This is a genomic window from Pseudomonas graminis (assembly GCF_001705435.1).
Lineage (GTDB): Bacteria > Pseudomonadota > Gammaproteobacteria > Pseudomonadales > Pseudomonadaceae > Aquipseudomonas > Aquipseudomonas graminis_B.
Genome location: NZ_MDEN01000068.1, coordinates 141,034 through 162,184 on the forward strand (window position 1 = coordinate 141,034; position 21,151 = coordinate 162,184).

General features: G+C 61.0%; 31 protein-coding genes. 18 read left to right on the forward strand and 13 right to left on the reverse strand.

Annotation, left to right across the window (positions count from 1 at the left end):
* Positions 1–81 precede the first annotated feature (81 nt).
* The 3 genes from BBI10_RS20685 to BBI10_RS20695 are packed head-to-tail and all read right to left on the reverse strand — an operon-like array spanning position 82 to position 1,126.
* Complete coding sequence (locus tag BBI10_RS20685) at positions 82–423, reverse strand: hypothetical protein (protein ID WP_065991490.1); 342 nt, start codon at positions 421–423, stop codon at positions 82–84.
* Complete coding sequence (locus BBI10_RS20690; RefSeq protein WP_065991491.1) at positions 420–806, reverse strand: phage holin family protein; 387 nt, start codon at positions 804–806, stop codon at positions 420–422. The genes BBI10_RS20685 and BBI10_RS20690 overlap by 4 nt, the downstream gene beginning before the upstream one ends.
* Before the next feature lie 5 nt (positions 807–811).
* Positions 812–1,126 (reverse strand): DUF883 family protein, encoded by a 315-nt coding sequence (locus BBI10_RS20695; protein ID WP_065991492.1) that lies wholly within the window; start codon positions 1,124–1,126, stop codon positions 812–814.
* A 262-nt stretch (positions 1,127–1,388) separates the two neighbouring features.
* On the opposite strand from BBI10_RS20695, the gene BBI10_RS20700 reads away from it, so the two are divergent.
* A complete protein-coding gene (locus BBI10_RS20700) occupies positions 1,389–1,628 on the forward strand; it encodes a glutaredoxin family protein (RefSeq protein WP_065991493.1) in 240 nt (79 codons plus the stop codon).
* 59 nt (positions 1,629–1,687) lie between these two features.
* Here the strand turns inward: BBI10_RS20700 and BBI10_RS20705 are convergent, their stop codons facing one another.
* Positions 1,688–1,954 carry a hypothetical protein gene (locus BBI10_RS20705; RefSeq protein ID WP_065991494.1) on the reverse strand — a complete coding sequence of 89 codons (267 nt, stop codon included), beginning with the start codon at positions 1,952–1,954 and terminating at the stop codon, positions 1,688–1,690.
* Here BBI10_RS20705 and BBI10_RS20710 point away from each other — a divergent pair.
* Both BBI10_RS20710 and BBI10_RS20715 read left to right on the forward strand, forming a co-directional pair.
* Positions 1,953–2,171 (forward strand): hypothetical protein, encoded by a 219-nt coding sequence (locus BBI10_RS20710; protein ID WP_065991495.1) that lies wholly within the window; start codon positions 1,953–1,955, stop codon positions 2,169–2,171. The genes BBI10_RS20705 and BBI10_RS20710 overlap by 2 nt on opposite strands.
* Positions 2,172–2,374: 203 nt before the next feature.
* Positions 2,375–3,265, forward strand: a complete 891-nt coding sequence (locus tag BBI10_RS20715; protein WP_065991496.1) for an RluA family pseudouridine synthase — start codon at positions 2,375–2,377, stop codon at positions 3,263–3,265.
* Positions 3,266–3,379: 114 nt separating this feature from the next.
* Here BBI10_RS20715 and BBI10_RS20720 read toward each other — a convergent pair whose 3' ends face one another.
* Both BBI10_RS20720 and mobA read right to left on the reverse strand, forming a co-directional pair.
* On the reverse strand, positions 3,380–3,604 hold the full coding sequence (locus BBI10_RS20720) for a YgdI/YgdR family lipoprotein (RefSeq protein ID WP_065991497.1): 225 nt from the start codon (positions 3,602–3,604) through the stop codon (positions 3,380–3,382).
* An 84-nt stretch (positions 3,605–3,688) separates the two neighbouring features.
* Entirely contained in the window at positions 3,689–4,282 is a 594-nt protein-coding gene (gene mobA / locus BBI10_RS20725) for a molybdenum cofactor guanylyltransferase MobA (RefSeq protein WP_065991498.1), read from the reverse strand.
* A 78-nt stretch (positions 4,283–4,360) separates the two neighbouring features.
* Between mobA and moaB the strand changes: the two genes are divergently transcribed.
* On the forward strand, positions 4,361–4,900 hold the full coding sequence (gene moaB / locus BBI10_RS20730; RefSeq protein ID WP_065991499.1) for a molybdenum cofactor biosynthesis protein B: 540 nt from the start codon (positions 4,361–4,363) through the stop codon (positions 4,898–4,900).
* Positions 4,901–4,906: 6 nt separating this feature from the next.
* Positions 4,907–6,121: a molybdopterin molybdotransferase MoeA gene (locus BBI10_RS20735; protein WP_065991500.1), complete on the forward strand. Its 1,215-nt coding sequence runs from the start codon at positions 4,907–4,909 to the stop codon at positions 6,119–6,121.
* Positions 6,122–6,157: 36 nt separating this feature from the next.
* Here the strand turns inward: BBI10_RS20735 and BBI10_RS20740 are convergent, their stop codons facing one another.
* On the reverse strand, positions 6,158–7,993 hold the full coding sequence (locus BBI10_RS20740) for a monovalent cation:proton antiporter-2 (CPA2) family protein (RefSeq protein ID WP_065991501.1): 1,836 nt from the start codon (positions 7,991–7,993) through the stop codon (positions 6,158–6,160).
* Between the two features lie 256 nt (positions 7,994–8,249).
* On the opposite strand from BBI10_RS20740, the gene BBI10_RS20745 reads away from it, so the two are divergent.
* From BBI10_RS20745 to BBI10_RS20755, 3 genes are all read left to right on the forward strand, one after another.
* Positions 8,250–8,438 (forward strand): hypothetical protein, encoded by a 189-nt coding sequence (locus tag BBI10_RS20745; RefSeq protein ID WP_065991502.1) that lies wholly within the window; start codon positions 8,250–8,252, stop codon positions 8,436–8,438.
* Between the two features lie 154 nt (positions 8,439–8,592).
* Positions 8,593–8,859, forward strand: a complete 267-nt coding sequence (locus tag BBI10_RS20750; RefSeq protein WP_065991503.1) for a PepSY domain-containing protein — start codon at positions 8,593–8,595, stop codon at positions 8,857–8,859.
* Positions 8,860–9,018: 159 nt separating this feature from the next.
* Entirely contained in the window at positions 9,019–9,450 is a 432-nt protein-coding gene (locus BBI10_RS20755) for a GNAT family N-acetyltransferase (RefSeq protein WP_065991504.1), read from the forward strand.
* Between the two features lie 25 nt (positions 9,451–9,475).
* Here BBI10_RS20755 and BBI10_RS20760 read toward each other — a convergent pair whose 3' ends face one another.
* On the reverse strand, positions 9,476–9,862 hold the full coding sequence (locus BBI10_RS20760) for an NAD(P)/FAD-dependent oxidoreductase (RefSeq protein WP_279615266.1): 387 nt from the start codon (positions 9,860–9,862) through the stop codon (positions 9,476–9,478).
* A 190-nt stretch (positions 9,863–10,052) separates the two neighbouring features.
* On the opposite strand from BBI10_RS20760, the gene BBI10_RS20765 reads away from it, so the two are divergent.
* The 5 genes from BBI10_RS20765 to map all read left to right on the forward strand — a co-directional run bounded on the left by BBI10_RS20765 (position 10,053) and on the right by map (position 13,370).
* Entirely contained in the window at positions 10,053–11,084 is a 1,032-nt protein-coding gene (locus BBI10_RS20765; protein WP_065991506.1) for an Ldh family oxidoreductase, read from the forward strand.
* Positions 11,085–11,245: 161 nt separating this feature from the next.
* Positions 11,246–11,494 carry a hypothetical protein gene (locus tag BBI10_RS20770; RefSeq protein WP_065991507.1) on the forward strand — a complete coding sequence of 83 codons (249 nt, stop codon included), beginning with the start codon at positions 11,246–11,248 and terminating at the stop codon, positions 11,492–11,494.
* A 387-nt stretch (positions 11,495–11,881) separates the two neighbouring features.
* Positions 11,882–12,226: a helix-turn-helix domain-containing protein gene (locus tag BBI10_RS20775; RefSeq protein ID WP_065991508.1), complete on the forward strand. Its 345-nt coding sequence runs from the start codon at positions 11,882–11,884 to the stop codon at positions 12,224–12,226.
* 107 nt (positions 12,227–12,333) lie between these two features.
* The gene (locus tag BBI10_RS20780; protein ID WP_065991509.1) at positions 12,334–12,588 is read left to right on the forward strand and encodes a ParD-like family protein; all 255 of its coding nucleotides are present in this window, start codon (positions 12,334–12,336) and stop codon (positions 12,586–12,588) included.
* Positions 12,585–13,370: a type I methionyl aminopeptidase gene (gene map, locus BBI10_RS20785; protein ID WP_065991510.1), complete on the forward strand. Its 786-nt coding sequence runs from the start codon at positions 12,585–12,587 to the stop codon at positions 13,368–13,370. Before BBI10_RS20780 ends, map begins: the two co-directional genes overlap by 4 nt.
* 227 nt (positions 13,371–13,597) lie before the next feature.
* Here map and BBI10_RS20790 read toward each other — a convergent pair whose 3' ends face one another.
* Together BBI10_RS20790 and BBI10_RS20795 are read right to left on the reverse strand one after the other, a co-directional pair.
* Positions 13,598–13,867: a hypothetical protein gene (locus BBI10_RS20790; protein ID WP_065991737.1), complete on the reverse strand. Its 270-nt coding sequence runs from the start codon at positions 13,865–13,867 to the stop codon at positions 13,598–13,600.
* 83 nt (positions 13,868–13,950) lie between these two features.
* The gene (locus BBI10_RS20795) at positions 13,951–14,175 is read right to left on the reverse strand and encodes a DUF6555 family protein (protein ID WP_065991511.1); all 225 of its coding nucleotides are present in this window, start codon (positions 14,173–14,175) and stop codon (positions 13,951–13,953) included.
* A 481-nt stretch (positions 14,176–14,656) separates the two neighbouring features.
* Here BBI10_RS20795 and BBI10_RS20800 point away from each other — a divergent pair, with 481 nt between their 5' ends.
* A complete protein-coding gene (locus tag BBI10_RS20800) occupies positions 14,657–14,986 on the forward strand; it encodes a hypothetical protein (protein ID WP_065991512.1) in 330 nt (109 codons plus the stop codon).
* A gap of 86 nt (positions 14,987–15,072) precedes the next feature.
* On the opposite strand, the gene BBI10_RS20805 is transcribed toward BBI10_RS20800, so the two are convergent.
* The gene (locus BBI10_RS20805) at positions 15,073–16,149 is read right to left on the reverse strand and encodes an endonuclease/exonuclease/phosphatase family protein (protein WP_065991513.1); all 1,077 of its coding nucleotides are present in this window, start codon (positions 16,147–16,149) and stop codon (positions 15,073–15,075) included.
* Positions 16,150–16,193: 44 nt separating this feature from the next.
* The gene (locus BBI10_RS20810; RefSeq protein ID WP_065991514.1) at positions 16,194–16,394 is read right to left on the reverse strand and encodes a DUF1654 domain-containing protein; all 201 of its coding nucleotides are present in this window, start codon (positions 16,392–16,394) and stop codon (positions 16,194–16,196) included.
* A gap of 268 nt (positions 16,395–16,662) precedes the next feature.
* On the opposite strand from BBI10_RS20810, the gene BBI10_RS20815 reads away from it, so the two are divergent.
* Both BBI10_RS20815 and BBI10_RS20820 read left to right on the forward strand, forming a co-directional pair.
* Positions 16,663–16,887, forward strand: a complete 225-nt coding sequence (locus BBI10_RS20815) for a YgdI/YgdR family lipoprotein (protein WP_065991515.1) — start codon at positions 16,663–16,665, stop codon at positions 16,885–16,887.
* Between the two features lie 137 nt (positions 16,888–17,024).
* Entirely contained in the window at positions 17,025–19,643 is a 2,619-nt protein-coding gene (locus tag BBI10_RS20820) for a PAS domain-containing protein (RefSeq protein WP_065991516.1), read from the forward strand.
* Positions 19,644–19,709: 66 nt separating this feature from the next.
* On the opposite strand, the gene BBI10_RS20825 is transcribed toward BBI10_RS20820, so the two are convergent.
* Entirely contained in the window at positions 19,710–20,381 is a 672-nt protein-coding gene (locus BBI10_RS20825) for a lipopolysaccharide kinase InaA family protein (RefSeq protein WP_065991517.1), read from the reverse strand.
* Between the two features lie 116 nt (positions 20,382–20,497).
* Here BBI10_RS20825 and BBI10_RS20830 point away from each other — a divergent pair, with 116 nt between their 5' ends.
* Positions 20,498–20,734 carry a hypothetical protein gene (locus BBI10_RS20830; protein WP_065991518.1) on the forward strand — a complete coding sequence of 79 codons (237 nt, stop codon included), beginning with the start codon at positions 20,498–20,500 and terminating at the stop codon, positions 20,732–20,734.
* A 19-nt stretch (positions 20,735–20,753) separates the two neighbouring features.
* Positions 20,754–21,017 (forward strand): DUF1652 domain-containing protein, encoded by a 264-nt coding sequence (locus BBI10_RS20835; protein ID WP_065991519.1) that lies wholly within the window; start codon positions 20,754–20,756, stop codon positions 21,015–21,017.
* The last annotated feature ends 134 nt before the right edge of the window (positions 21,018–21,151 follow it).

Consider the following 21,151-nt stretch of genomic DNA (forward strand, 5'->3'; position numbering starts at 1 on the left):
GTCTGACAAGCACCGTCACCTCACCCGATACGCGTATCGGGCAAGGCGGGGTTGCTTAGCAAGAATGCAGCCAGAAGGCTTTTAGCGACGGCGGGACGAGTTCTGCAGGGCCATCTTGATCAATGGCAACACGGTTGCGCTGAACTTGATCAGGCGGGTGACACTGCCGGTCTTTTTGCTGCGCGTGCCCTTGCCGGTGAGGAACCCGAGCAGGGTGACGGCACCGACGCCCCACAGCGGCCCATGCTTGATGCCGAGGGAGCCGGGGAGGTCGGAGGCCATGCCGCGCATGCGTTGCAAAGGGTGCATCAATCGCGAGGATTCCTGACGGATCTCCTGACGGTGCATTTCCATGCGCAGGCGGATCAGCGCCTTGCGCAGCTCGCGACGGTTATGGGTCTGGGGCAATTGAGGTGCGCTCATGGCATCAGTCGCTCGCGGTCGTTGGCCAGTTCTTCCAGGGTCGAATGGAAGGGTGAAGACTCATCGAACACAGCCGCCTTCAGCCGCATGGCGCAGAACAATGCTGCCAGGGTGTATAGCCCGCACAGGCCGACGATCCCGTAAAGGCGATAGCTGTCCCAGACGAGAACCAGCAACAGCGCGGACAGGCCGATGAGCAGCAGCAACGCGAAAACCAGCGCCAGGCCTGCGAACAGCAACAGCCTGACCGTACGGGCTTTCTGTTCCTGAAGCTCGATGCCGAAGAGCTCGACATGGGTGTGCAGCAGCCCTAGAAAGGCCGCACCCAGCCGTCGTGGCGAAGAGGATTGATCGGTCCCGGTTGGACCTGTCGGCTGCGTCATGGCCGTTAGCGCCGGGTGGCCAGCAGGCCCAGCAGGAAGCCGACGCCAGCTGCGATGCCTACCGATTGCCATGGATTGTTCTGAACATAGTCCTCAGTGACGATGACCGCTTCCTTGCCGCGTGCGCGCAGGGTTTCTTCGGTCAGCTTGAGGGTTTCGCGTGCACGGAGCAGGCTTTCGCGAATCTGCTCACGCAGTTCATCGGCCTGTTCACCGGCCAGGGAGGCCGTGTGCGCCAGCAGTTTTTCCGTATCGGCAACCAGCGTCTGGAAGTCAGACATCAATATGTCCTGGGCTTTTTCTGCTGTAGGTCGAGCCATGGTTTTCTCCTTAGGGGATGACGATATGGGGTTTCGAGTATGGCGCATTCCTGAAGGTTCATTCCAATCGCGTGAACAGCACTGCCGTTTCGGCCAAGGCGTTTTCTGCGCCGTTCCGGTGCGCCCGCCGAGGGTTGCGCGCCAGTGTGGGCAGGCGCGTGGAGGGAGGTCTGGGCGCATGGGCAGGCTCGACGGTGTTTCCGGGGAGTTCTAGACTGACTCATCAAAACCCTTGCAATCGCAGCCACAGAGGGGCCGAGCCATGCCATCGGAATGTCAGCTATTTGGAACGTTGGGGTGTCATCTGTGCGAGGTGGCCGAAGCGGAACTGATGCCGCTGGTTGAGCACGGCTTGATGGTGGAGCTGGTCGACATTGCCGACAGCGAGGCGGACCACGAAACCTACAGCCTGCGAATTCCCGTGCTGAGGCGGGCGGACACCGGTGCCGAACTGGACTGGCCGTTCGACACCGATCAGGTCGTGCTGTTTCTGAGCGACTGACGCCCACGCGATCAGGGCACAGGACTGCGCGTTATCGCTGGCTTCAGAAATGTCGCGTATCAGAGGTATTGCGTGTCGACCACCATGGCTTGAGCGACAGCGGCTTTCTGCTCGTCGGTCATGCCGTCCCAGACGTGGACTTTGGCGTAGTAGCCAAGGCCGGCGACGATGTACAGGCTCAGGGTGAGCACGATGAACACCGACATGAACGTCCAGCGACCCACGTCGTGGTCTTCGTTGGAAAAGGACTGGGAGTAGTTGTCATCGTTCTGCGATGACGTACCGGTGGAGAGACGTTTGATCCATTGGAAGAATTGAACCAGCATGGGCGTAACCTCAAAAGTTGCGAAAAGAAATCTGTGGTGGCAGCACGTCGTGCAGTGGCGCCCGACGCGCGATACAAACGCTGAAAACGAAAAAAGCCCGTCGATGACGGGCTTTCTTTTTATGGGTTCAGGTCTGGCAGGCGTTTTCGATTTCAGTCACGTGGGTGTTCGTGTCCGCTCGGATTCGCGCCTGCGTGCCGATTTCGAAACATTTTAGGACAAATCAATTTGCGCATCCAGCACCGCACTGTGGTTGTCAGACAACTGGCGCCGGTTTTCCGTGCGACATAACGTCGCGCGCCGCTGTGGGGCTCGGAATAGAGCCCTCTCGCGAAACCGTCATTTGCCCTGTCGCGTAAAGCGTCGCCGGCATTGATAATGCCGACCCTGTCGCCTTCGTTATTTCAGCCTGAGTCATTTATGTCCGCACCTGTGTTCACCGCCGCCCACCGTCAAGCCAGCACGTTGTATCTGCCGCCCGGACCCTGGTTGACGGTGCTCGACTGCCTGTGCGAGCGCTTCAGTGCCATCAGCCGCGAGCAGTGGCTCGACCGGATCGCGCGGGGCAAGGTGCTGGACGCTGACGGCCGGCCGATCGCCGTGGACCTTGCGTACCGCGAAGGCCTGCGCATCCATTACTTTCGCGAGGTGCCCAACGAGACGCCGATCCCGGTACACGAGTCGATCCTATACGCCGACGGGCATCTGGTGGTCGCCGACAAGCCACATTTCCTGCCCGTCACCCCCGCCGGCGAGTACGTCGAGCAGACCCTGCTGCGGCGACTGATCCGTACCCTTGACAATCCTGATCTGGTGCCTTTGCATCGCATTGACCGGCACACGGCGGGGTTGGTGCTGTTCTCGGCCAACAGGCAGACGCGCTCGGCGTATCAGGCGCTGTTTCCAACCCGGCAGATTGAAAAACGCTACGAAGCGATTGCCCCGGCGCTCCCGGACATGGCATTTCCTCGCGTGCACAAAAGCCGTCTGGTCGATGGCGAACCGTTCTTTCGCATGCAGGAGGGCGACGGGCCGAGCAACACCGAGACGCGCGTGGAAGTCAGCGAGAAGAATGGCGGGCTCTGGCGGTACGCGCTGTCTCCGGTGACCGGCAAAAAACATCAACTGCGCGTGCACATGGCGGCCCTGGGTGCCGGCATCTGCAACGACCCGTTCTATCCCGACGTGCTCAAGGATGCCGTGGACGACTACGCCCACCCGCTGAAGCTGCTCGCTCAAGGCTTGCGCTTTGTTGACCCGGTGACCGGGCAGGAGCGGGTGTTCGAAAGCCGGATCACCCTGGACTGGTGAGGCACGGGTTTTTCGCCGTCCCACCCCTATACGCCAGACAAAAAAAGACCCGCTCGATTGGCGGGTCTTTTGCTTTCAGCGACGGGCTATTAGCCCCTCGCGATCAAGCCGGGATCACAGTTCTTTAACGGTACGAACCTGATCTTTGTTGATGCGGGTTTCTTTACCGTCCAGCTGCTTGAACTCATAGAAGCCCGAATCTTCGTCGTACTTCGGCTCGTCGGTTGCCTGGATTTCACGGCCGTCGTTCAGCGTGATCACGGTTGGCGAAGAGCAACCGGCCAGGGAGGCGAGGCTCAGTGCAAGCAGGAAGGCGGCAGGAAGAGTCCGTTGTTTCATTGCTGTGTCTCCGGGGTATTTTGTTTAGTGATGTGTCTGACGCAGAGTGTAACGGCAAAGTTCCATGAAACCTGCCCGCTGCGTTCAGTGCGTGATCTCGGTCAATAGATCCGGCGTGTTGAGGTTGGCCAGACGCGGGTCGTCGGCTTCGCACTGCAAGGCGACGGCGTGCAATTCTGCCAGGGTCCGGCGTGGGCTGCGCTGGCCCTGTCGCCAATGCTGCTCGAACACGTTCGCGTGTTGGCAGGGGATGCAGCATAACAGCGGCTCCCACTGCTCGCCCTGGCGGACCATCACCGGCACGCCGGGGTTATCGGCTGCGGTCTGGCGCAGGCCCTCGAGAAGCGCGCGATCCAGCAGCGGCATGTCACAGGGGATGACCAACAGGTAGTCATGTTTTGCCACGGCAAGGCCGCCGCGAATGCCCGCATAAGGGCCGGGAAAGTCCTGTTGCTCGTCCTCCACCAGTTGGTCGGCGTAGCGCGCGTAGTGCTCGCGGTTGCGGTTGCACGATACGATCACATCGTCCGTGAGGGGGCGCACCACATCGTGCAAATGTTCGATAAAAGGCTTGTCGCGCCAGGCGATCAGGCCTTTGTCTCGTCCGCCCATGCGGCGACCCTGGCCGCCGGCGAGCAGCAGGATAGAGCAGGGCGGGAGGGCATCGGAAGGGGTCATGTTCAGCTCGGTCGGCGCGGAAAAAAACAGGTGCTGTGATATAACACCGCCCTGTTTCCTCTACAACCGGACCTCGCCATGAAAGCCAAGGCAGACTCGCCTTTCGTACCCCTGAACATTGCTGTTCTGACGGTCAGTGACACCCGTACTTTTGAAACCGATACCTCCGGCCAGATGTTCGTCGATCGCCTGACCACCGCTGGTCACGGCCTGATCGAGCGCGTGCTGCTCAAGGATGACCTGTACAAGATCCGCGCCCAGGTGGCGACCTGGATCGCCGATGATGAAGTGCAAGTCGTGCTGATCACCGGCGGCACCGGGTTCACCGGCCGCGACAGCACCCCGGAAGCCGTGGCTTGCCTACTGGACAAGCAAGTGGACGGTTTTGGCGAGCTGTTCCGCCAGATTTCCCTGCCCGACATCGGCACTTCGACCATCCAGTCCCGCGCCCTTGCCGGGCTGGCCAACGGCACGCTGGTCTGCTGCCTGCCGGGCTCGACTAATGCTGTGCGCACGGGCTGGGACGGCATCCTCGCCGACCAGTTGAACAACAGCTTCCGTCCGTGCAATTTCGTGCCGCACCTGAAAAAGGCCGAACCCTGCGCGACCCGCGGGTGAGCCTTTATGAGCGCACCTGAAAAGAGTCGCCTGATGCCGGTCGAAGAGGCCATGCAGCGATTGATGGACCTCGCCGCCGCCGCGCCGATCACCGAGCGTGAAAGCGTGGCGCTGGCCGATGCCCTGGGACGCGTGCTGGCCGAGGATCTGGTCTCGACGCTGGATTTGCCGCCCTGGCCCAACAGCGCCATGGACGGTTACGCCATGCGCGTCGCGGACTGGACCGGCGAGCCGTTGCCGGTGAGCCAGCGGATCTTCGCCGGGCACGCGCCCGAGCCACTGCAACCCGGGACCTGTGCGCGGATCTTCACGGGCGCTCCGGTTCCTGAAGGGGCTGATTGCGTCGAGATGCAGGAGAACGCCGAAGTCCAGGCGGATGAGACGGTGCGCTTTCTCGAACCCTTGAGCGCCGGTCAGAACATTCGCCCCAAAGGGCAGGAGACCACGGTCGGCGACAAGGTGCTGGATGCCGGCACCGTCATGAACCCGATTGAACTGGGTCTGGCGGCGAGCATGGGTTTCGGCCACGTGCAGGTCATGCGCCGCGCCCGGGTCGCTGTGCTGTCCACGGGCGATGAGTTGATCGAGCCGGGGCAGCCTTTGGGACCAGGGCAGATCTACAACAGCAATCGCGTGCTGCTGTGCAGCTGGCTGACGCGGCTGGGCTGCGAGGTGGTCGACGCGGGCATCCTTCCCGATAACCTCGAGAAAACCCGCGCGGCGCTGGGCAGCCTGAACAACGTCGACCTGATCCTCTCCACGGGCGGCGTGTCCGTCGGCGAAGCCGATTTCCTTGGCCACGCGCTGCGTGAAGAAGGCGAGATCGCCCTGTGGAAACTGGCCATAAAACCCGGCAAGCCGCTGACCTTCGGCCACTTCCGTGGGGTGCCGGTGATCGGCCTTCCGGGCAATCCCGCCTCGACGCTGGTGACTTTCGCGCTGCTTGCCCGTCCTTACCTGCTCAGACGCCTCGGCGTGCAGGCCGTCAAGCCGCTGCAGTTTCAGGTGCCGGCTGCATTCACCTGGACCAAACCGGGCAACCGGCGCGAGTACCTGCGCGGACGCCTCGAACAGGGCCGGCTGGTTGCCTACCGCAATCAGAGTTCGGGTGTGCTGCGCAGCGCCGCCTGGGCCGACGGGCTGATCGAGATTGTGGAAGGCACAACGGTGGCGGAGGGTGACTTGCTCAACTTCATTCCGCTGAGCGAAGTCATGGGCTGAAGAGGTGAGCCTTCTTCAGAAGGCTCACCCGTGGAGCTACTGTTTTTTAGCCTTCAACGCAGGCTGCGCATCACTCGCTTCCTCGTCCATCCGGTCGGACTCAAACAGCTCGGACAGTTCAGTCCGGGCTTCCAGCGCGCTTTGCATGACCTTCGCGGCATCGTCGTAGATCAGGTGCTGGCGATTCAGCACTTGTTCGTCGTGACGCTTGAATCGATCAATCCGCGCAGCCGCCTGGGCTTCACTCAGGCCCAGCCCGATCAGGGTGCGGCGGGTCATCTCCAGGCTTGAATAGAACGTCTCCCGCACCGCCTCGGCGTCCAGATCCAGCAGGCGGTGAACGTGCTGACGGTTACGGGCCCGGGCAATGATCTTCATGTGTGGATACAACCTGCGCACCAGTTCGGCGGTCTTGATGTTGGTGTCCGGGTCGTCGGTGGCGATGACGAAGTATTCGGCCTGATCCACTTTCGCGGCGCGGAGGATTTCCGGGCGCAGGGGGTCGCCGTAGAACACCGGTACATTACCGAAACTGCGGGTGAACTCGATGGTTTCCACCGACGTGTCCAGCGCGATGAACGGGATATTCTGGGCGCGCAGGATACGCGCAACGATCTGCCCCATCCGGCCCACACCAGCAATGACCACGCGCGGGTTGTCGGATTCGATTTCCTTATATTCTGCCGGCACTTCCCTGACCACCGGCTTGGGCTTGAGCCAGCGCGACAGGACCAGCAGCAACAGCGGCGTCAGCGCCATCGACAAGGTGATCGTCAGCACCAGGGTGTCGTACAGCGCGGCATCGAACAGGCCCTGATCGCGGCCGATCTTGAACACCACGAAAGCGAACTCACCGCCCGCGGCCAGGACCAGCCCGAGGCGCAGCGCGCTTTGCTTGCCCAGGCCGCCCGCCAAACGACCGACGAAAAACAGCAGCGGCAATTTCAGGCCGATCAGCAGCAGCGTCAGGCCCAGCACGGTGAACGGCGAATTGATCAGCAGGCCGATGTTGGCGCCCATGCCGACGCTGATGAAGAACAGTCCCAGCAACAGACCCTTGAACGGCTCGATCTGCGCTTCCAGCTCATGGCGGTATTCGGAATCAGCCAGCAGCAGGCCAGCAAGAAATGCCCCCAGCGCCATGGACACGCCCACCAGATCCATCAGCCACGCCGTGCCGATCACCACCAGCAATGCGGTCGCGGTGGAGACTTCCTGCAGTTTGGTTTTGGCGACGATGCGGAACACCGGACGCAACAGGTAACGACCGCCGACCACGACAATGGCGATACCGCCGAGCACTTGCAGGCCGTGACGCAGGGAATCGCCGGAACCGGCATCGTGTGAACCGCCTGCCAGCATCGGCACCAGCGCGATCAATGGAATGGCCGCGATGTCCTGGAACAGCAGAATGGCGAAGGCCAGGCGACCGTGGGGCGCATTGAGCTCCTTGCGTTCGGCCAGGCTCTGCAAGCCAAAGGCGGTCGACGACAGCGCCAGCCCCAGGCCGAGCACCACGGCGCTGTTGAGCGGCTGATTGAAGCCCAGCAAGGCGACCGCGCCAATGACCACCCCCGTGAGCAGCACCTGTGCCATGCCGACACCGAATACCGATTTGCGCATGGTCCACAGGCGTCGCGGCGACAGCTCCAGGCCGATGATGAACAACAGCAGCACCACGCCCAGCTCGGAGATGTGGGCGACGCTTTGCGGATCGCCGATCAGGCCGAGGCAAGACGGGCCGATGATCACACCCGCGATCAGGTAGCCAATCACGGCGCCCAGTTGCAGGCGTTTGGCCAGAGGAACCGTGAGAACGGCGGCGAGCAGGAACACGACTGCGGCCTGCAACAGGCTGCCTTCATGGGGCATTGGGAACTCCTTGTTGAATGAGTGCGGAGGGAGAACTCTGCGTCGTTGGCAGACCCGTCCTACCGCCCTTAAACGCTTAAGCGACTGAAAGTGCGCGCATTAAACCACGTGAAAGTGACGGGCATCAGCGGCCGAGACGCTTCGTCGCAGCCTCGACGCGGTCCTGATGCGGGCGTGTCAGCATCGATGCGAGCAGGTACCATGTCCGCACATGTGTACTGCGCCCCACATCTCGACCGGTTTTAGGAATCCCGCAATGACCAACAAACAGCGTCTGATTTACTCAATCATCATCGCCCTCAGCGTTCTGGCCATCATGCTTGGCCTTTCCCATCTGCAGAACACCGGCGTGCTCAGCGAAAAGACCTTTCAATACATCGCGATCTTTGTCGCCGTCGTCGTGGTGGTGCTCAACGGCGTGCTGCGGCGCAAGGTCAAGCGCTGATCGGATCTGATCGGTGCCTCGCTGACGCGGCCTTCATGGCGGCATTTATCCGGCAGCATCAAGCGGTTACAAAACCCCGGATGAACTATTTTTCGGGTCAGGAACTCCAAAAATTCGCATTCAAAAAGCCCGCAAAGGGAAATGGAGTTCAATCATGATCAAGAAACTTACCGCTGCCGTTCTCGCCACCGCTGCCCTGACCACCGCACAGTTCGCTCTGGCGGACAAGCCGGGCGCTGGCTGGATCACCATCGAAAAAGCGATCGAAAAAGCCAAGTCGGCAGGCTACACAGAGATCTACAGCATCGAAGCCGACGACAAAGGCTACTGGGAAGGCGAAGGCCGCAAAGCGGACAGCCTGACGTACGAATTCCGCATCGACGGCACCTCCGGTAATGTCCTGCGCGATCAGAAAGACTGATCGACTCTGCGCCTGAGCGCGTGTGGGAGCCCCCGGGCTTCCACATCCATCCTCACTGAATCTGTTGCCACTTCTTCGCTTTAACCCCTCGTAGCTTTACTCCCGCTCGCATATCCGACAACCTTGCACTTCCCCCTTTACGTCAGCAGGAAGCGATGCATGAGTGTCCGGATCGAATTCAAGTCCAATCCCTCCGAAGAAGAACGCCTGCAGATCCTCGAGCCCCTGAGGGCCTATAACGCTGCCATGGCGGGCGACGGCAAATCCGAGAAATTTGCCCTGTTTGTCCGCGACGAACAGACCGATGCCGTGCTCGGTGGTCTGCATGGCCGAATCCTCTATAGCTGGCTGTTCATTGAACTGCTCGTGGTGCCTGAACAGGCGAGGGGCCAGCGCATGGGCAGCCAGTTGATGGCGATGGCCGAGGACCTCGCCCGCGAACGGGGCTGCGTCGGCGTGTGGCTCGACACCTTCGATTTCCAGGCACCCGAGTTCTATCGCAAGCACGGCTATGAGCAGTTTGGCCAGCTGGATGATTATCCGCCCGGGCACCAGCGGCTGTTCTTCCAGAAGCGCTTGCAGGCGGAGTAATCAGCGCTGTGCAGCGCGCGGCGGTTTACGCGAACCGCTTGGGGCTGTAAGGCGCCGGATCGGTAAACGGCGTGGCGCCGGTCATCATTTCCGCCAGCAGTCGGCCTGTGACCGGGCCGAGGGTCAGACCATGGTGGGCATGCCCGAAGTTGAACCACAGCCCCTTGTGCGACGCCGCCGGCCCGATGACCGGGCGCATGTCCGGCAAACACGGCCGGCGCCCCAGCCAGGGTTCATCGTCCAGCCGCTCGCCTAACGGATAGAGCCTTCGGGCGATGGCTTCGCAGCGGCGCAGCTGGATCTCGTTGATGGGCGCGTCCGGCGCGGCGAACTCGACGCCGGTGGTGAGGCGAATCCCGCGCGCCATGGGCGCCAGCACACAATGCCGGCGCCGAGAACGACGGTGTGGCAATTCACGATCTGGCTATCAGCGGTCAGCGAATCCATCGAGCGGTCCTCGTTCGGTTGAGGTCAGGGCGGCCATTGCGCGAGGCACGCAGTTTACCCGCTTGTGGCCGCGCAGTACTCTGCAGAACGAGCGTCTCCAGGCGCCTGCCTTCTCTGTTTCGCTTCCACGTCCAATAATCACAACGGAGCTTCAGATGCCTTCAACCCACGACAGCCAGACCACCCGGACGATTTCCTTTGCCGATCTGACCGAGCTGCTGCGCCAGATCTTCGTGCGCCATGGCACCTCGCCCGAGGTGGCGCACGTGCTGGCCGCCAACTGCGCGGCCGCCGAGCGCGATGGCTCCCACAGCCATGGCGTCTTCCGCATCAAGGGATATCTGTCGTCGCTGGCTGCGGGTTGGGTCGACGGCCGGGCGGAACCGAAGGTCGAGGACGTCGGCGCAGCGTTTGTGCGCGTCGATGCCATGGGCGGTTTTGCCCAGCCGGCGATGCAGGCGGCCAAGGCCTTGGTCAAGGACAAGGCACGAAGCGCAGGGATCGCCATTCTGGCCATTCGCAACTCTCATCACTTTGCCGCGCTGTGGCCGGACGTCGAGCCGTTCGCCCGGGAGGGGCTGGTGGCGTTGAGCGTGGTCAACAGCATGACCTGTGTGGTGCCCCACGATGGGCAAAAGCCTTTGTTTGGCACCAATCCTATTGCCTTCGCCGCGCCCCGCGCCGACGGTCAGCCCATCGTTTTTGATATGGCGACCAGTGCCATCGCCCATGGTGACGTGCAGATTGCCGCCAGAGAGGGACGCATGCTCCCGCCCGGGATGGGCGTCGATCGCAATGGTCAGCCGACCGAAGACCCGAAAGCCATTCTCGACGGCGGCGCGTTGCTTCCCTTCGGCGGTTACAAGGGATCGGCGCTGTCGATGATGGTGGAGCTGTTGTCCGCCGCGCTCACCGGCGGCCATTTCTCCTTCGAGTTCGATATGTCGAAGTCTCCCGGGGCGCAAACCCCCTGGACCGGTCAGGTGATCATCGTTATCGATCCGGACAAGGGCAGCGGTCAGGCATTTGCCGAGCGCAGCGAAGAGCTGGTCCGGCAGATGCACGACGTTGGCCAGCAGCGGATGCCGGGTGATCGCCGCTATCGCCAGCGGGAGCGTTCGTTGAAAGACGGGATTGTGTTGTCCGCAGAAGATCTTGATCGGCTGGAAGCGCTCGCCCGGGTTTAAGCGCCTGGTTACGAATCCAGTGCCTGAGAGGGCGGCAAGTCGCTCGGACGTCCACACTGCCCGGGGGTTATCCGAGTGACCATTCGTCGCGACAGGACTTGCGTTCGAGGGGCGTTGAAAATACTGTATGTTTAAACAGTATCAAGAAGAAGAGAGCAGCCATGCAAACCAATCAAGCCAATACCCGTCAGGACTTCACCGCCCGGAAAAACGAATCCTCGTTCAGCAGCGTATGGGGCAACGAGATGCAGCGTGAGGATTTTCTAGCCCTGGCATCCGGACTTCGCCAGTTCAGCGCCAATCAGGCCGACCTTGCGTTTGTGCCAGCCAGCAGTGGCTTCGCATCGGGATATGCCACGGGCAATGCCAGCGGCTACGCGGCTGAACAGGCTCAGCTCGCAGGGGAGTGATGTAAGGGGTTGCTCCCGGCAAGACGACCGGGGCTGATTCAGGGTTTGAATCGTACCAGGACCGGGACGGGTATTTGACCGGACACCGTTTCATCTGCGTCAGGCTGGCGCATTTTCCCGGTGCGAATCACCGCCAGAGCAATCAATGTGCCTACGGCGGACAGCGCCAACCAACCCAGTAAGAAAGAAATCATTGTCTGGTTCTCCGAACTACAGAAATCGGGCGGCCATTCAAAAGGAATAGCGGTACATCAGAACCTATCGGCCACGAAGGGGATTCCTTGAGCCGTCAATTCGGAAGATTGACCAAATGAGCCCAAGGGCGCAACTCCCTCGGACCAATGGGGTCTTGCTCTTTGAACATAGTCAACTTCAGGACCCTCGTTTATGAAAGATCTCGGCTCACGTCTGAAAGAAGAACGCAAACGGCTCGGGCTGTCGCAACAGGACTTCGGCTCCATCGGAGGCGTAGAGGCCAACGCACAAGGTAAATACGAGAGCGGTGAACGCATCCCACGCTCGGATTACCTCGCGGCCCTGGGCAAAAAAGGCATCGACGTCATGTACGTGCTGTCGGGCGAGCGTACCCCCATTGCCACCGACACACTGAACGAAGCGGAGCGGGCGGTCATTACTCATTACCGGGCGCTCAGCGAAGACGACCGGGAGGCGATTTCGCAGCTGGCCACGTCCCTCTCCGAGTGCGCGACCGAGTTTTCCGGCTCTGCGTAAAAGGTCGTGCTCTGCATAGGGTCGCGTTCTGCGCAGCAGATGACCAAGGCCGGTTGCGATGAAATATATGGAACGTATATGCTCCGTATATTCTTCGAGAGGTCGCTATGGGACTGGTCAAAATTTCCGAACAGATGCACGCCAACATTCGTTGCGCCAGCGCGGCCTTGAGTCGCTCGATCAATGCTCAGGCCGAGCACTGGATGCGGGTAGGCATGCTCGCCGAGCTGCACCCCGGTCTGAATTACAGCGAGATCTGCCAATTGCTGATTCGCGCTGAAACGTCCGGCGGCGCCGTGTTGAGCCTTCAGGCCAGCGACCTTGTACCGGATCTGGCACCGGCCAGGGCGGTGTCCCAGTGAGCATCAGCATCAAGACCGAAGCCGACCTGGTCGGGCTACGTGTGGCGGGGCGTCTGGCGGCAGACGTACTGGCGATGATCGCAGAGCACGTCAAGCCGGGCATCAGCACTGAAGCGCTGGATGACATCTGTAACGCGTACATCGTCAACGAGCTGAAAGTGATCCCCGCCAACGTCGGCTATCACGGGTTCACCAAAACCACCTGCATCTCGCCCAACACGGTCGTCTGCCACGGTATTCCTTCGGCGGAAGATGTGCTCAAAGACGGCGACATCGTCAACATCGACGTCGCCGTCATCAAAGATGGCTGGCACGGCGATACCAGCCGTATGTACTACGTCGGCGAGGTCAGCCCGCTCGCCCGCCGTCTGGTCGAAACCACCTACGAAGCGACACTGGCGGGGATACACGCGGTGAAGCCCGGCGCGACATTGGGCGACATCGGCAATGCCATCCAGACTGTGGCCTACCGCGAAGGCTTCAGCGTGGTGCGCGAATACTGCGGACATGGCATCGGTCGCAAGTACCACGAAGAACCTCAAGTGTTGCACTACGGCGCGGCGGGCAAGGGGCTGAAACTCAAGACCGGCATGGTCTTCACCATTGAGCCCATGATCAATGCCGGCAAGCCGGGCACCTACGTGCTGGAGGATGGCTGGACCGTGCTCACCCGCGACCAGTCGTTGTCGGCGCAGTGGGAACACATGGTGGCGGTGACCGAGACGGGGTTCGAGCTGCTGACCCCTTGGCCAGATGGCACCGGTGACTACCCGGCGGTCTGAGCGCAGGCGTTAAGCCAGAGGCTGGGAGAGGGCTGGACGCATGAAGTCACAATACGGGGCGTGACGAAAACGAGACTCAGCTTGTAGGCTCCTTCTCGTTCCCCTGTGGTGCTGCGTCCTGACAGGCTTACGATGTTCAGTGCAGGCAGCACCAGGGGAGAACACCACTTTATCGATTCCCTGAAAAAACCGGCCTTGGCCGGTTTTTTTATTGCACGCGCACGCGCTTAGTGCCGGGACTGCTCCACCTCCAGTTGCTTGGCCGCTTCGACACCCGAAGAACTGAGTTTGATGGGGTACTTAAGAGACCGATCCCCCTCACTGACGCGATTGACGCAGCCGTCGTGGATCAAGCCCGCCGTCTGCAAATGCTCCAGAGTGTCCGCGACTGCGTTCTCCCCCCTGTAGTTGTCCAGTACTTCTTTGCCCAGGCCTGCCGGGTGGGCGTGCAGCAATCGGGTCAGTACTTCCTGCTTCAATGCGTTGTCGATGGTCATGTTTACCTCGCTTTGCTGGTGTGATGAGCGCTGCTTGTAAATTCCGACCGCGTGAATCAGGGTTTGTTTGCAGTTTTCCTCGATCAGGTGCGTTTCCATCGCACCTGCGTGACGCCCAGACCTTCCGCGCAGAGCAGCGCCAGTTTCACCGGGCCTGCGCAAATGTGCCCCTCGACTGCGCCCACCCCGGCGTGCAAGGTCGCAAAATGCAGCGCCTCACTTTCGCAGAGAGGGTTGCCGTGATGATTGAAGTGCCGCGGCTCACCTTGAAAGCGGTAATGAATTACAAAATCCTTGTAGTCATTCATTGTCCTGGCCTGTAGGGGGCGTGCAGTGACGCCGGGTGAATAAGGGCTTCCTTGATGTACTGGACAGCCTGCGCGTCGACTGCATCGGCATTGCTGTCATTTCATTTCGAGATCGATACAGGCTGATCAACTCTCAATGGGCCTCGGACCGTCATGCATCTCCACCCGAGACGGGCCGTCCGCAATCGGGTTGCGAGGCGACCAGCCGACGCAGAATTGCACACCTCCCTGAGCGTTTAAAATCCCTCGCCGATGGGCGGCCATGTGCCATATCGATATGGATATTGCCCCTATATCCAGACGAATTGAACGGATGAAAAGGGCGTTTTCGAGGGGGCTGCCGGGGATCGAATCAGCCCGATACAGTGACCGCTGGCAGCGCCGGAAATGTTTTGTGCGAAAAAGGCATATTGATGGCCCGCCCCGGCTGCCATTTCTGGAAAAATCCTTTTTTATCAATTAATTCCGGGATGAAATGTGTATGCGCAGTGTGGGCTTGGCCGTGGTGGCGGCTTTTCTGGCAGCGGTGTCCGTCACCGCGCACGCCAAGGACCTCAGCAAGAACGACCTGCAGGTCTGCAAATGGGGAGCGGGGGTCGCGGGGGCGGCGCAGCAGTCCAAACTCTCTGGGACAACCCTCTACAGCGCGCGCAAAAAGCTGCAGAGCCGCAAGTTCGCCAAACCGTGGATGAGCAAGATGGCGTTGGGCATCACGGAGCAGACTTACAAAAGCCCCTCGAAGCTGAAGCCCGCCGCTGTGAAGCAGACCTACTACGAGGGCTGCATTCAGCACGACCTGGCGCGTAAATGAGTGGGGAAGTCAGCCCGTTCTGGCCAGTCGCGCCTGCCACTTTGTAGCAGGCGAGTTGAGTGGGGATCAGCGTGCGCCGTTGTGGATCAATGGCAATTGCCTGCCAAGTGATAATGCTGCGCTTCTGCCGCCGCCGGGCTGTTGAACTCCACCCTGTTCTTCTCGGCGATCGCGTTGTACGAAGGGCAGTCCGGGCGGTGGTAAACCATGGTCTTCCTGTTGCCGCGAATCGCCAGCGTCAGGTTGGCCGGGCTGCCACCGGCACTCGCAGCGGGTTTCATCGGATTGCCCGCAGGGGGTCGGGCTTGCGCGGTGACGGCAGACGCGCTGGCTGCGCCGTTGCCGCCGCTCAGGTTGGCGCTGAGGAAAATCGGCGCGTGGTCGGAGACGCTGTCACGGCCCTTGGCGTGGGTCAGGCCGAGGAATTTCGGGTAATCGAACACTTCGACTTTATTCACCCGGATCGCCGACTGCTTGCTGATGAAGATGTTGTCGTAGAGGTTGGCGAATTTGCCGTCCTTGGTCGACAGCGTGCTGGCGCCTTCCAGTACCAGCGGCCTGGCGCTGGTGTCGAGTTTGTCCCACGCGGGCGAGTTGGGCGGGGTGTTGAAGTCGCCCATCAGCATGATCTGGTTGTTGCCGGGGTAGGTTCCCTGCAACCAGGTCCAGTAGTTGGACAGCGCGACGATTTCCGAAGCGCGGTCCGCCTGGTTCTTGCCGTAGAGGATGTGCACGGTGGCCACGACAAAGGTCTTGCCGTCCTTGAGCGAGCGGAATTGTGCGGAGTAGGGTTCGCGCTCGAAGGTGTCGCTGCGGTCCAGGTAGCTCACCGCACCGTCTTCGTACGCAACGGCATCGTCCCGCCACACGAATCCGTACATTTCCTTGTAGGACGAGCGGCCCACGGCATGGGAGGCCATCGAACTCCAGTGCTTGCCGGTCTGCCGGGTCAGCTCCTTGGCCAGCGCGTCCAGCGCGTCTTCACTCATCAATTCCTGAACGGCGAGAAAGTCGACCTTCCGGGCGACCTTGGCAATGCCCTCGAAGTCCTTGTTCGGGCGCACGCTCAAGTGCTCCAGGTTCCAGGTGCCAATATTGACGTCAGCGTAAGCGGTTTGCAGGAAGGTAAAAGCCAAAAGCAGAGCAGCACAAAATCTGAGCATGTTATCCAACTGGGTCGTTCATCGAGGTGGGTTCGGGTTGCAGGTCAATCTTCCTTGGGCACCGTCCAGAAAATCTGCACGCCGCCGTCGTCCCGCCAGGCCAGGGTCACGTTGTCGTTCTCGTCGATCTCTTCCAGCAACTGTTTCCAGTCGTCTTCGAGTTCGTCCGGGAGCCTGAAAATCAGCGCCGCGCGGGCTTTCTGCGCACTCTGCGAGTTGATGATCTTCTGGACCCGCACGGCCATGCGCTCGTAGTGCCCTGGCGATGCTGCCGTTGATACGTCGGTGTCAGACACGAAGCGACCCTCCTGCTTGCTGTATGCGCATACAGTATTTGAGTGTCAGACGTTTCGCAACAGCGGATCGGACAAAAACCTGCTTTCACCCAAGTTGCTGATTTTTCGGCTGATTGTGCAGATGGCGAACCAAACTCGATCACGTTGATCTGATCTGCTAGATGACGATTGATCGCTTGCGCGCACCACGCCCGAGCCACACCCCTCAGGAGACTTTATGAAAATCCAATCATTGCTGATGCCCGTCGCGTTCGCCTGCTGTGCAGCGTTGACCGGCTGCTCTACGTCGACTGTCGTTACTCTGCAGAACGGCACGCAGTACGTGACCAAGGACGCGCCGAAAACCAAGAGCAAAGACGGTTTTTATGAGTTCGAAGACATCTCCGGTAAAACCATCCGCGTGCGCGCTGACGAGGTGGCTACCGTCAAAGAAGAGGATTGAGTCGCGTCATGGCCCGGCTGCTACGGCTACCGGGCCATGTGTGTGCAAACTCATCCCGATCTGAATGGAACGCCATTGCATCGCCGTCGCTCTAAGCGATGCAATCTGCTCATGATATTTCCTGTCAGGCCCTAATTATGGATAGCCCACCCAACACCGGGTTCAGCGCAGCCCCCCTGCGCTTTCTAGCCAACGGCGGTGCGGTCGGTGATCTGCTTCAGTCCCCCTTGATGAATGGCTCGCCCCTTGGCGTGCCCGCCGACTGGCCTGACGGTCTAAAAAACCTCATGGGCACGATCCTTCCCGTGCAGGCGCAGATCGTGCTTTTCTGGGGGCCCGAATTTGTCGCGCTCTACAACGATGCCTATGCACCGAGCATCGGTTCGAAGCATCCCCGCGCCCTTGGTCGGCCTGCGATCGAGAACTGGCGCGAACTGTGGGACGACCTTGAGCCACTGTTGCGCGGTGTGCGGGAAACCGGGCAAACGTTTGCTGCCAAGGACCGTGCGTTCTACATCGAACGGCATGGCTACGGCGAGACCGTCTACTTCGACGTCTCCTACTCTGCGGTGCACCAGAACGACGGATCCGTCGGCGGTGTGCTCTGCGTTGTCACCGAAACCACCGAGCGTGTGCATTTCGAGCGTCGTCAGGCGCTGCTGCTTGAACTGGGCCAGGCGCTGCCCTCCATTCGCGACCCCGAGCAGATCAAGGCAGACGTGATCCGGCGTATCGGTCAAGAGCTGGGCGCCGCCCGCGTCCATATTGCGGAAACGGACGAGGAGAGGGGCGATTTCGTCATTCTCCGTGAATACCGTGAGGGTGAGGTGGCGGCCCGATCAGGGCTGATCTCCGTGAGTCATGACACCTGTTCTGCGTTGCACCAAGGCATTACCGTGCAAGCGCTGGTGAAGGGCGACGCCGTTCGCGCCAACCCTGACGCCCCTGCCTCTCAATCGACCGTCACAACGAGTCTGGCCGTGCACGTCCCGTTGATGCGCCATGACACATTGGCCGGCGTGTTTACCGTTGAGTTCGAAGGGCAGCGGGTCTGTAGTCCCCACGACATCCACCTCATCGAGGAAACAGCCAAGCTGGGCTGGCAGTGGATCAACCACACGCGGGCTGAAGCGGCGCTGCACGCCAGTTCCGCGCAACTGGCCGGGATGTTCGAGCAGGCGGGTGCCGGGATTGCCTTGTGTGATCACCGAGGCGTGTTTCAGCAGGTCAATGATCGCTACTGCGACATCATGGGGCTGCAGCGCCGGGCGATCGCCGGCCGTTCGATCCTTGAATTGCAGAAGGATCTGGCAGCCGGCGCGCAGCCGATGTTCTACGAGAACTTTCTGACCGCCGAAGCGCCCTTCGAACTGACCCAGCACCATGTGCGGGCGAACGGCTCTGTGGTCTGGGTGCAGACCCACGTCACGCCGCTGCTCGATGCCCAGCAGCAGGTCAGCGGGCTGCTGTTCGTGTGCGTGGACATCTCGGCGCGGGTCGGCGCGGAACATCAACTGATCGAACTCAACGAAAGCCTTGAACAGCGCGTCGCTACCATGGTGTCCGAGCGCGAAGCGGCCATTGCGCTGCTGCACGAGTCGCGCAAGATCGAGATGGTCGGCCAGTTGGGCGGCGGCATCGCCCACGACTTCAATAACCTGCTGACGCCTATCATGACGTCGCTGGAGTTGCTGAGGCGCCAGCCGGTCAGCAATGATCGCTCCCATCGGCTGATCGACGCGGCGCTGCAGGCGGCGGATCGCGCGCGGATTCTGGTGGGCCGTCTGCTGACCTTTGCCCGCCGGCAGACGCTCAAACCCCAAGTCGTGGCCCTGGACAGTCTGGTCAACGACATGCGTGACCTTATCCAGCGCTCGCTCGGCCCGACCATCGAAGTGATTGTCGAGATTCCTGCAGATCTGCCCAACATTCTCATTGACCCCCATCAGCTTGAACTGGGGGTGCTCAACCTCGCGGTCAACGCCCGTGACGCGATTGCCGAACGCGGCTACCTGAAAATCAGTGCGCGACCTGAAGTGGTGGCCGACAGTCCGGGGCTGGGTCCGGCGCCCGCGCAGGGTTGCTACGTCAGGCTGACGGTGTCGGATAACGGCAGCGGCATGAGCGAGGAAGTCCTGCAACGCTGCGTTGAGCCTTTCTACTCAACCAAGGGCGTCGGCAAGGGCACCGGCCTCGGATTGTCGATGGTGCAGGGGCTGGCCCTGCAATCCGGCGGTGGTTTTGATGTTCAGTCCGCGCCGGGTCTCGGCACGCGGGTTGACATCTGGCTGCCGGTTTCCAGTGCGCAGGTGCTGACACCGGCAGAAGGCGAGGGCGACTCAGCGCCTGGCGCGGACCACCCTTTTCACGTGCTGGTGGTGGACGATGAGGAACTGGTCCGCTACACCGTTGCGCTGCAACTGCGTGACCTGGGCTATCAGGTGACCGAAGCGGCGTCGCCGTCCGCCGCCGAGCACATGGTCAGCGCCGGCTTGCGGCCGGACGTTCTCATCACTGATCAGCTGATGGCCGAAAAAAGCGGCACACAGCTCGCCGTGAGCCTGCGCGAGGTCTTGCCTGCGCTGCCGGTGCTCGTGGTCACGGGTTACACCCGCGAATCGGCAACGCAGATTGCCGGTTTCGACGTGCTGGCCAAGCCGTTCACCCGCGCTGACATCGCGTCGAAAGTGGCGCAGGTGATCAACGAGCGCACAGCCCCGGCATGGATCAGCGAGCAGGCGGGTTACGTCCCTTGACGGGCCAGGCTCCTCACGCCGGGTGCTGCTGCGCGTGAAGGGGCCTGCCTGCCTTTGCTGCCGCGCTTAAATGGCTCGGCCGATGGCTTGCTCGTAGCACGACAGGAAGTACTGCCACTGGGACTCGTCCCAGAACGAATGCCTTCTGAGCTGGGGGATGTCGTGACGCGCGGCGCCCAGGGCAGTGATCCGGCCGTGGGATTTTTCCAGATCCAGCAGCGCCAGCTCGAAGTCAAAGCGCGTGTCGGTGACGGTCGCCTTGATGAAGATGTGTTTGGAGCGCATGCAGCCGTGCTGCCATTTGCCCAGGTGCATCTTCGCCAGCGTTTCAGCGAGACGCTTGAAGAGACGCTGATGTTGCTCGACGCTCAGGCTGCTCGCGCCGCCCTGGGCATACCAGGTGTCGAGGTCGATGAAGCCGCCCAGGTCCTTGGTCACCAGGACGCCCTGCCATACACCGGCAACTTTGCGTGCGCCGTAGAACACAGGTCGGGGCGCGTTAACGCCCAGTTCCTCAAGCTTGGTCAGCGCGATGCCTTCACGCAGTGCAGTGGGGCGGCCGGTGGGGTAGCGCAGGCTGCGAAACAGGTGGCCGGTCTGGCGTTTGACGTAAAGCGTCTTGCCATCGTGCACCACGCGCTGCACACCGCTGGTGCCGTTGCGGCGCACATTCGGCGGCTCGACCCAAGGCCCCGAAGTGCCCCACCAGAACTCAAACTCGTTGTTTGCCCGACCCATCATGTGCTCCAAATACGGTAGAAATCTTTCTTCTGCATCGACTGCCATATTGCAGCGCGAGCCCCTCTGGCCGCCGCGGGCGTGATTAGTTCACTGCCGCTGAAGGAGATTGGCGAATGGCCATTTTGAAGGCGCCCAGCTTACTGGCTTGTGGCATCGATCACCTCCTCAAACCCGCGCCATTTACGCCATCCAACAGGCCGTATGTGCAGTGCCGGTCTGATCGGGGTCACAGCGTCAACCTCGTCGAACCCTCCATGGACGAAGACCTTTTGATCTGGGTCATGCCCGTTCGTCCCATTCTTGAGAAACTCTTGGAATTGCTGCCCCTGTGCGATATCCACCGTGCATAACCAAATAAGGAAATTTGCCATGATGTCCACACTTGAACTCTGCCATATTGTCGAATCAGGCTTTCTGCCTGCCAAATGCAAATGCACCATCGATGCCCAGGATCAAATAATGGTGCAAATCTTTGATCGGGAAAGGGGCCACGCAGATTTGCTCGCGGCGGGTATCCCGGTCAGTTCGCTCAACTCCAGCCGTGCCATTGCCAACCTGATTGCCAGGTTGAAGGATGACCTGAAACTGCATTCGGCCGGCCGCCGCGCAACCGTCTATCAGGAACGCGCGTAGCTATTCAATTTCCTTTCTATCCTCCGATTCGGGTGCAGGCCATCAGCACTGCAACGGTGATCGGAGGAGCGGTGCCATGCCGGTCCATCCCCAGATTCCCTTGCTTTGCAGAGTTGACAAAACCCTAAACGATT

What these genes read in the sequence shown, in the direction of transcription:
- BBI10_RS20685 (WP_065991490.1), bottom strand. Translation starts at nt 423, where the DNA reads ATGAGCGCACCTCAATTGCCCCAGACCCATAACCGTCGCGAGCTGCGC.
- BBI10_RS20690 (WP_065991491.1), bottom strand. Translation starts at nt 806, where the DNA reads ATGACGCAGCCGACAGGTCCAACCGGGACCGATCAATCCTCTTCGCCA.
- BBI10_RS20695 (WP_065991492.1), bottom strand. Translation starts at nt 1,126, where the DNA reads ATGGCTCGACCTACAGCAGAAAAAGCCCAGGACATATTGATGTCTGAC.
- BBI10_RS20700 (WP_065991493.1), top strand. Translation starts at nt 1,389, where the DNA reads ATGCCATCGGAATGTCAGCTATTTGGAACGTTGGGGTGTCATCTGTGC.
- BBI10_RS20710 (WP_065991495.1), top strand. Translation starts at nt 1,953, where the DNA reads ATGGGCGTAACCTCAAAAGTTGCGAAAAGAAATCTGTGGTGGCAGCAC.
- BBI10_RS20705 (WP_065991494.1), bottom strand. Translation starts at nt 1,954, where the DNA reads ATGCTGGTTCAATTCTTCCAATGGATCAAACGTCTCTCCACCGGTACG.
- BBI10_RS20715 (WP_065991496.1), top strand. Translation starts at nt 2,375, where the DNA reads ATGTCCGCACCTGTGTTCACCGCCGCCCACCGTCAAGCCAGCACGTTG.
- BBI10_RS20720 (WP_065991497.1), bottom strand. Translation starts at nt 3,604, where the DNA reads ATGAAACAACGGACTCTTCCTGCCGCCTTCCTGCTTGCACTGAGCCTC.
- mobA (WP_065991498.1), bottom strand. Translation starts at nt 4,282, where the DNA reads ATGACCCCTTCCGATGCCCTCCCGCCCTGCTCTATCCTGCTGCTCGCC.
- moaB (WP_065991499.1), top strand. Translation starts at nt 4,361, where the DNA reads ATGAAAGCCAAGGCAGACTCGCCTTTCGTACCCCTGAACATTGCTGTT.
- BBI10_RS20735 (WP_065991500.1), top strand. Translation starts at nt 4,907, where the DNA reads ATGAGCGCACCTGAAAAGAGTCGCCTGATGCCGGTCGAAGAGGCCATG.
- BBI10_RS20740 (WP_065991501.1), bottom strand. Translation starts at nt 7,993, where the DNA reads ATGCCCCATGAAGGCAGCCTGTTGCAGGCCGCAGTCGTGTTCCTGCTC.
- BBI10_RS20745 (WP_065991502.1), top strand. Translation starts at nt 8,250, where the DNA reads ATGACCAACAAACAGCGTCTGATTTACTCAATCATCATCGCCCTCAGC.
- BBI10_RS20750 (WP_065991503.1), top strand. Translation starts at nt 8,593, where the DNA reads ATGATCAAGAAACTTACCGCTGCCGTTCTCGCCACCGCTGCCCTGACC.
- BBI10_RS20755 (WP_065991504.1), top strand. Translation starts at nt 9,019, where the DNA reads ATGAGTGTCCGGATCGAATTCAAGTCCAATCCCTCCGAAGAAGAACGC.
- BBI10_RS20765 (WP_065991506.1), top strand. Translation starts at nt 10,053, where the DNA reads ATGCCTTCAACCCACGACAGCCAGACCACCCGGACGATTTCCTTTGCC.
- BBI10_RS20770 (WP_065991507.1), top strand. Translation starts at nt 11,246, where the DNA reads ATGCAAACCAATCAAGCCAATACCCGTCAGGACTTCACCGCCCGGAAA.
- BBI10_RS20775 (WP_065991508.1), top strand. Translation starts at nt 11,882, where the DNA reads ATGAAAGATCTCGGCTCACGTCTGAAAGAAGAACGCAAACGGCTCGGG.
- BBI10_RS20780 (WP_065991509.1), top strand. Translation starts at nt 12,334, where the DNA reads ATGGGACTGGTCAAAATTTCCGAACAGATGCACGCCAACATTCGTTGC.
- BBI10_RS20790 (WP_065991737.1), bottom strand. Translation starts at nt 13,867, where the DNA reads ATGACCATCGACAACGCATTGAAGCAGGAAGTACTGACCCGATTGCTG.
- BBI10_RS20795 (WP_065991511.1), bottom strand. Translation starts at nt 14,175, where the DNA reads ATGAATGACTACAAGGATTTTGTAATTCATTACCGCTTTCAAGGTGAG.
- BBI10_RS20800 (WP_065991512.1), top strand. Translation starts at nt 14,657, where the DNA reads ATGCGCAGTGTGGGCTTGGCCGTGGTGGCGGCTTTTCTGGCAGCGGTG.
- BBI10_RS20805 (WP_065991513.1), bottom strand. Translation starts at nt 16,149, where the DNA reads ATGCTCAGATTTTGTGCTGCTCTGCTTTTGGCTTTTACCTTCCTGCAA.
- BBI10_RS20810 (WP_065991514.1), bottom strand. Translation starts at nt 16,394, where the DNA reads ATGGCCGTGCGGGTCCAGAAGATCATCAACTCGCAGAGTGCGCAGAAA.
- BBI10_RS20815 (WP_065991515.1), top strand. Translation starts at nt 16,663, where the DNA reads ATGAAAATCCAATCATTGCTGATGCCCGTCGCGTTCGCCTGCTGTGCA.
- BBI10_RS20820 (WP_065991516.1), top strand. Translation starts at nt 17,025, where the DNA reads ATGGATAGCCCACCCAACACCGGGTTCAGCGCAGCCCCCCTGCGCTTT.
- BBI10_RS20825 (WP_065991517.1), bottom strand. Translation starts at nt 20,381, where the DNA reads ATGGGTCGGGCAAACAACGAGTTTGAGTTCTGGTGGGGCACTTCGGGG.
- BBI10_RS20830 (WP_065991518.1), top strand. Translation starts at nt 20,498, where the DNA reads ATGGCCATTTTGAAGGCGCCCAGCTTACTGGCTTGTGGCATCGATCAC.
- BBI10_RS20835 (WP_065991519.1), top strand. Translation starts at nt 20,754, where the DNA reads ATGATGTCCACACTTGAACTCTGCCATATTGTCGAATCAGGCTTTCTG.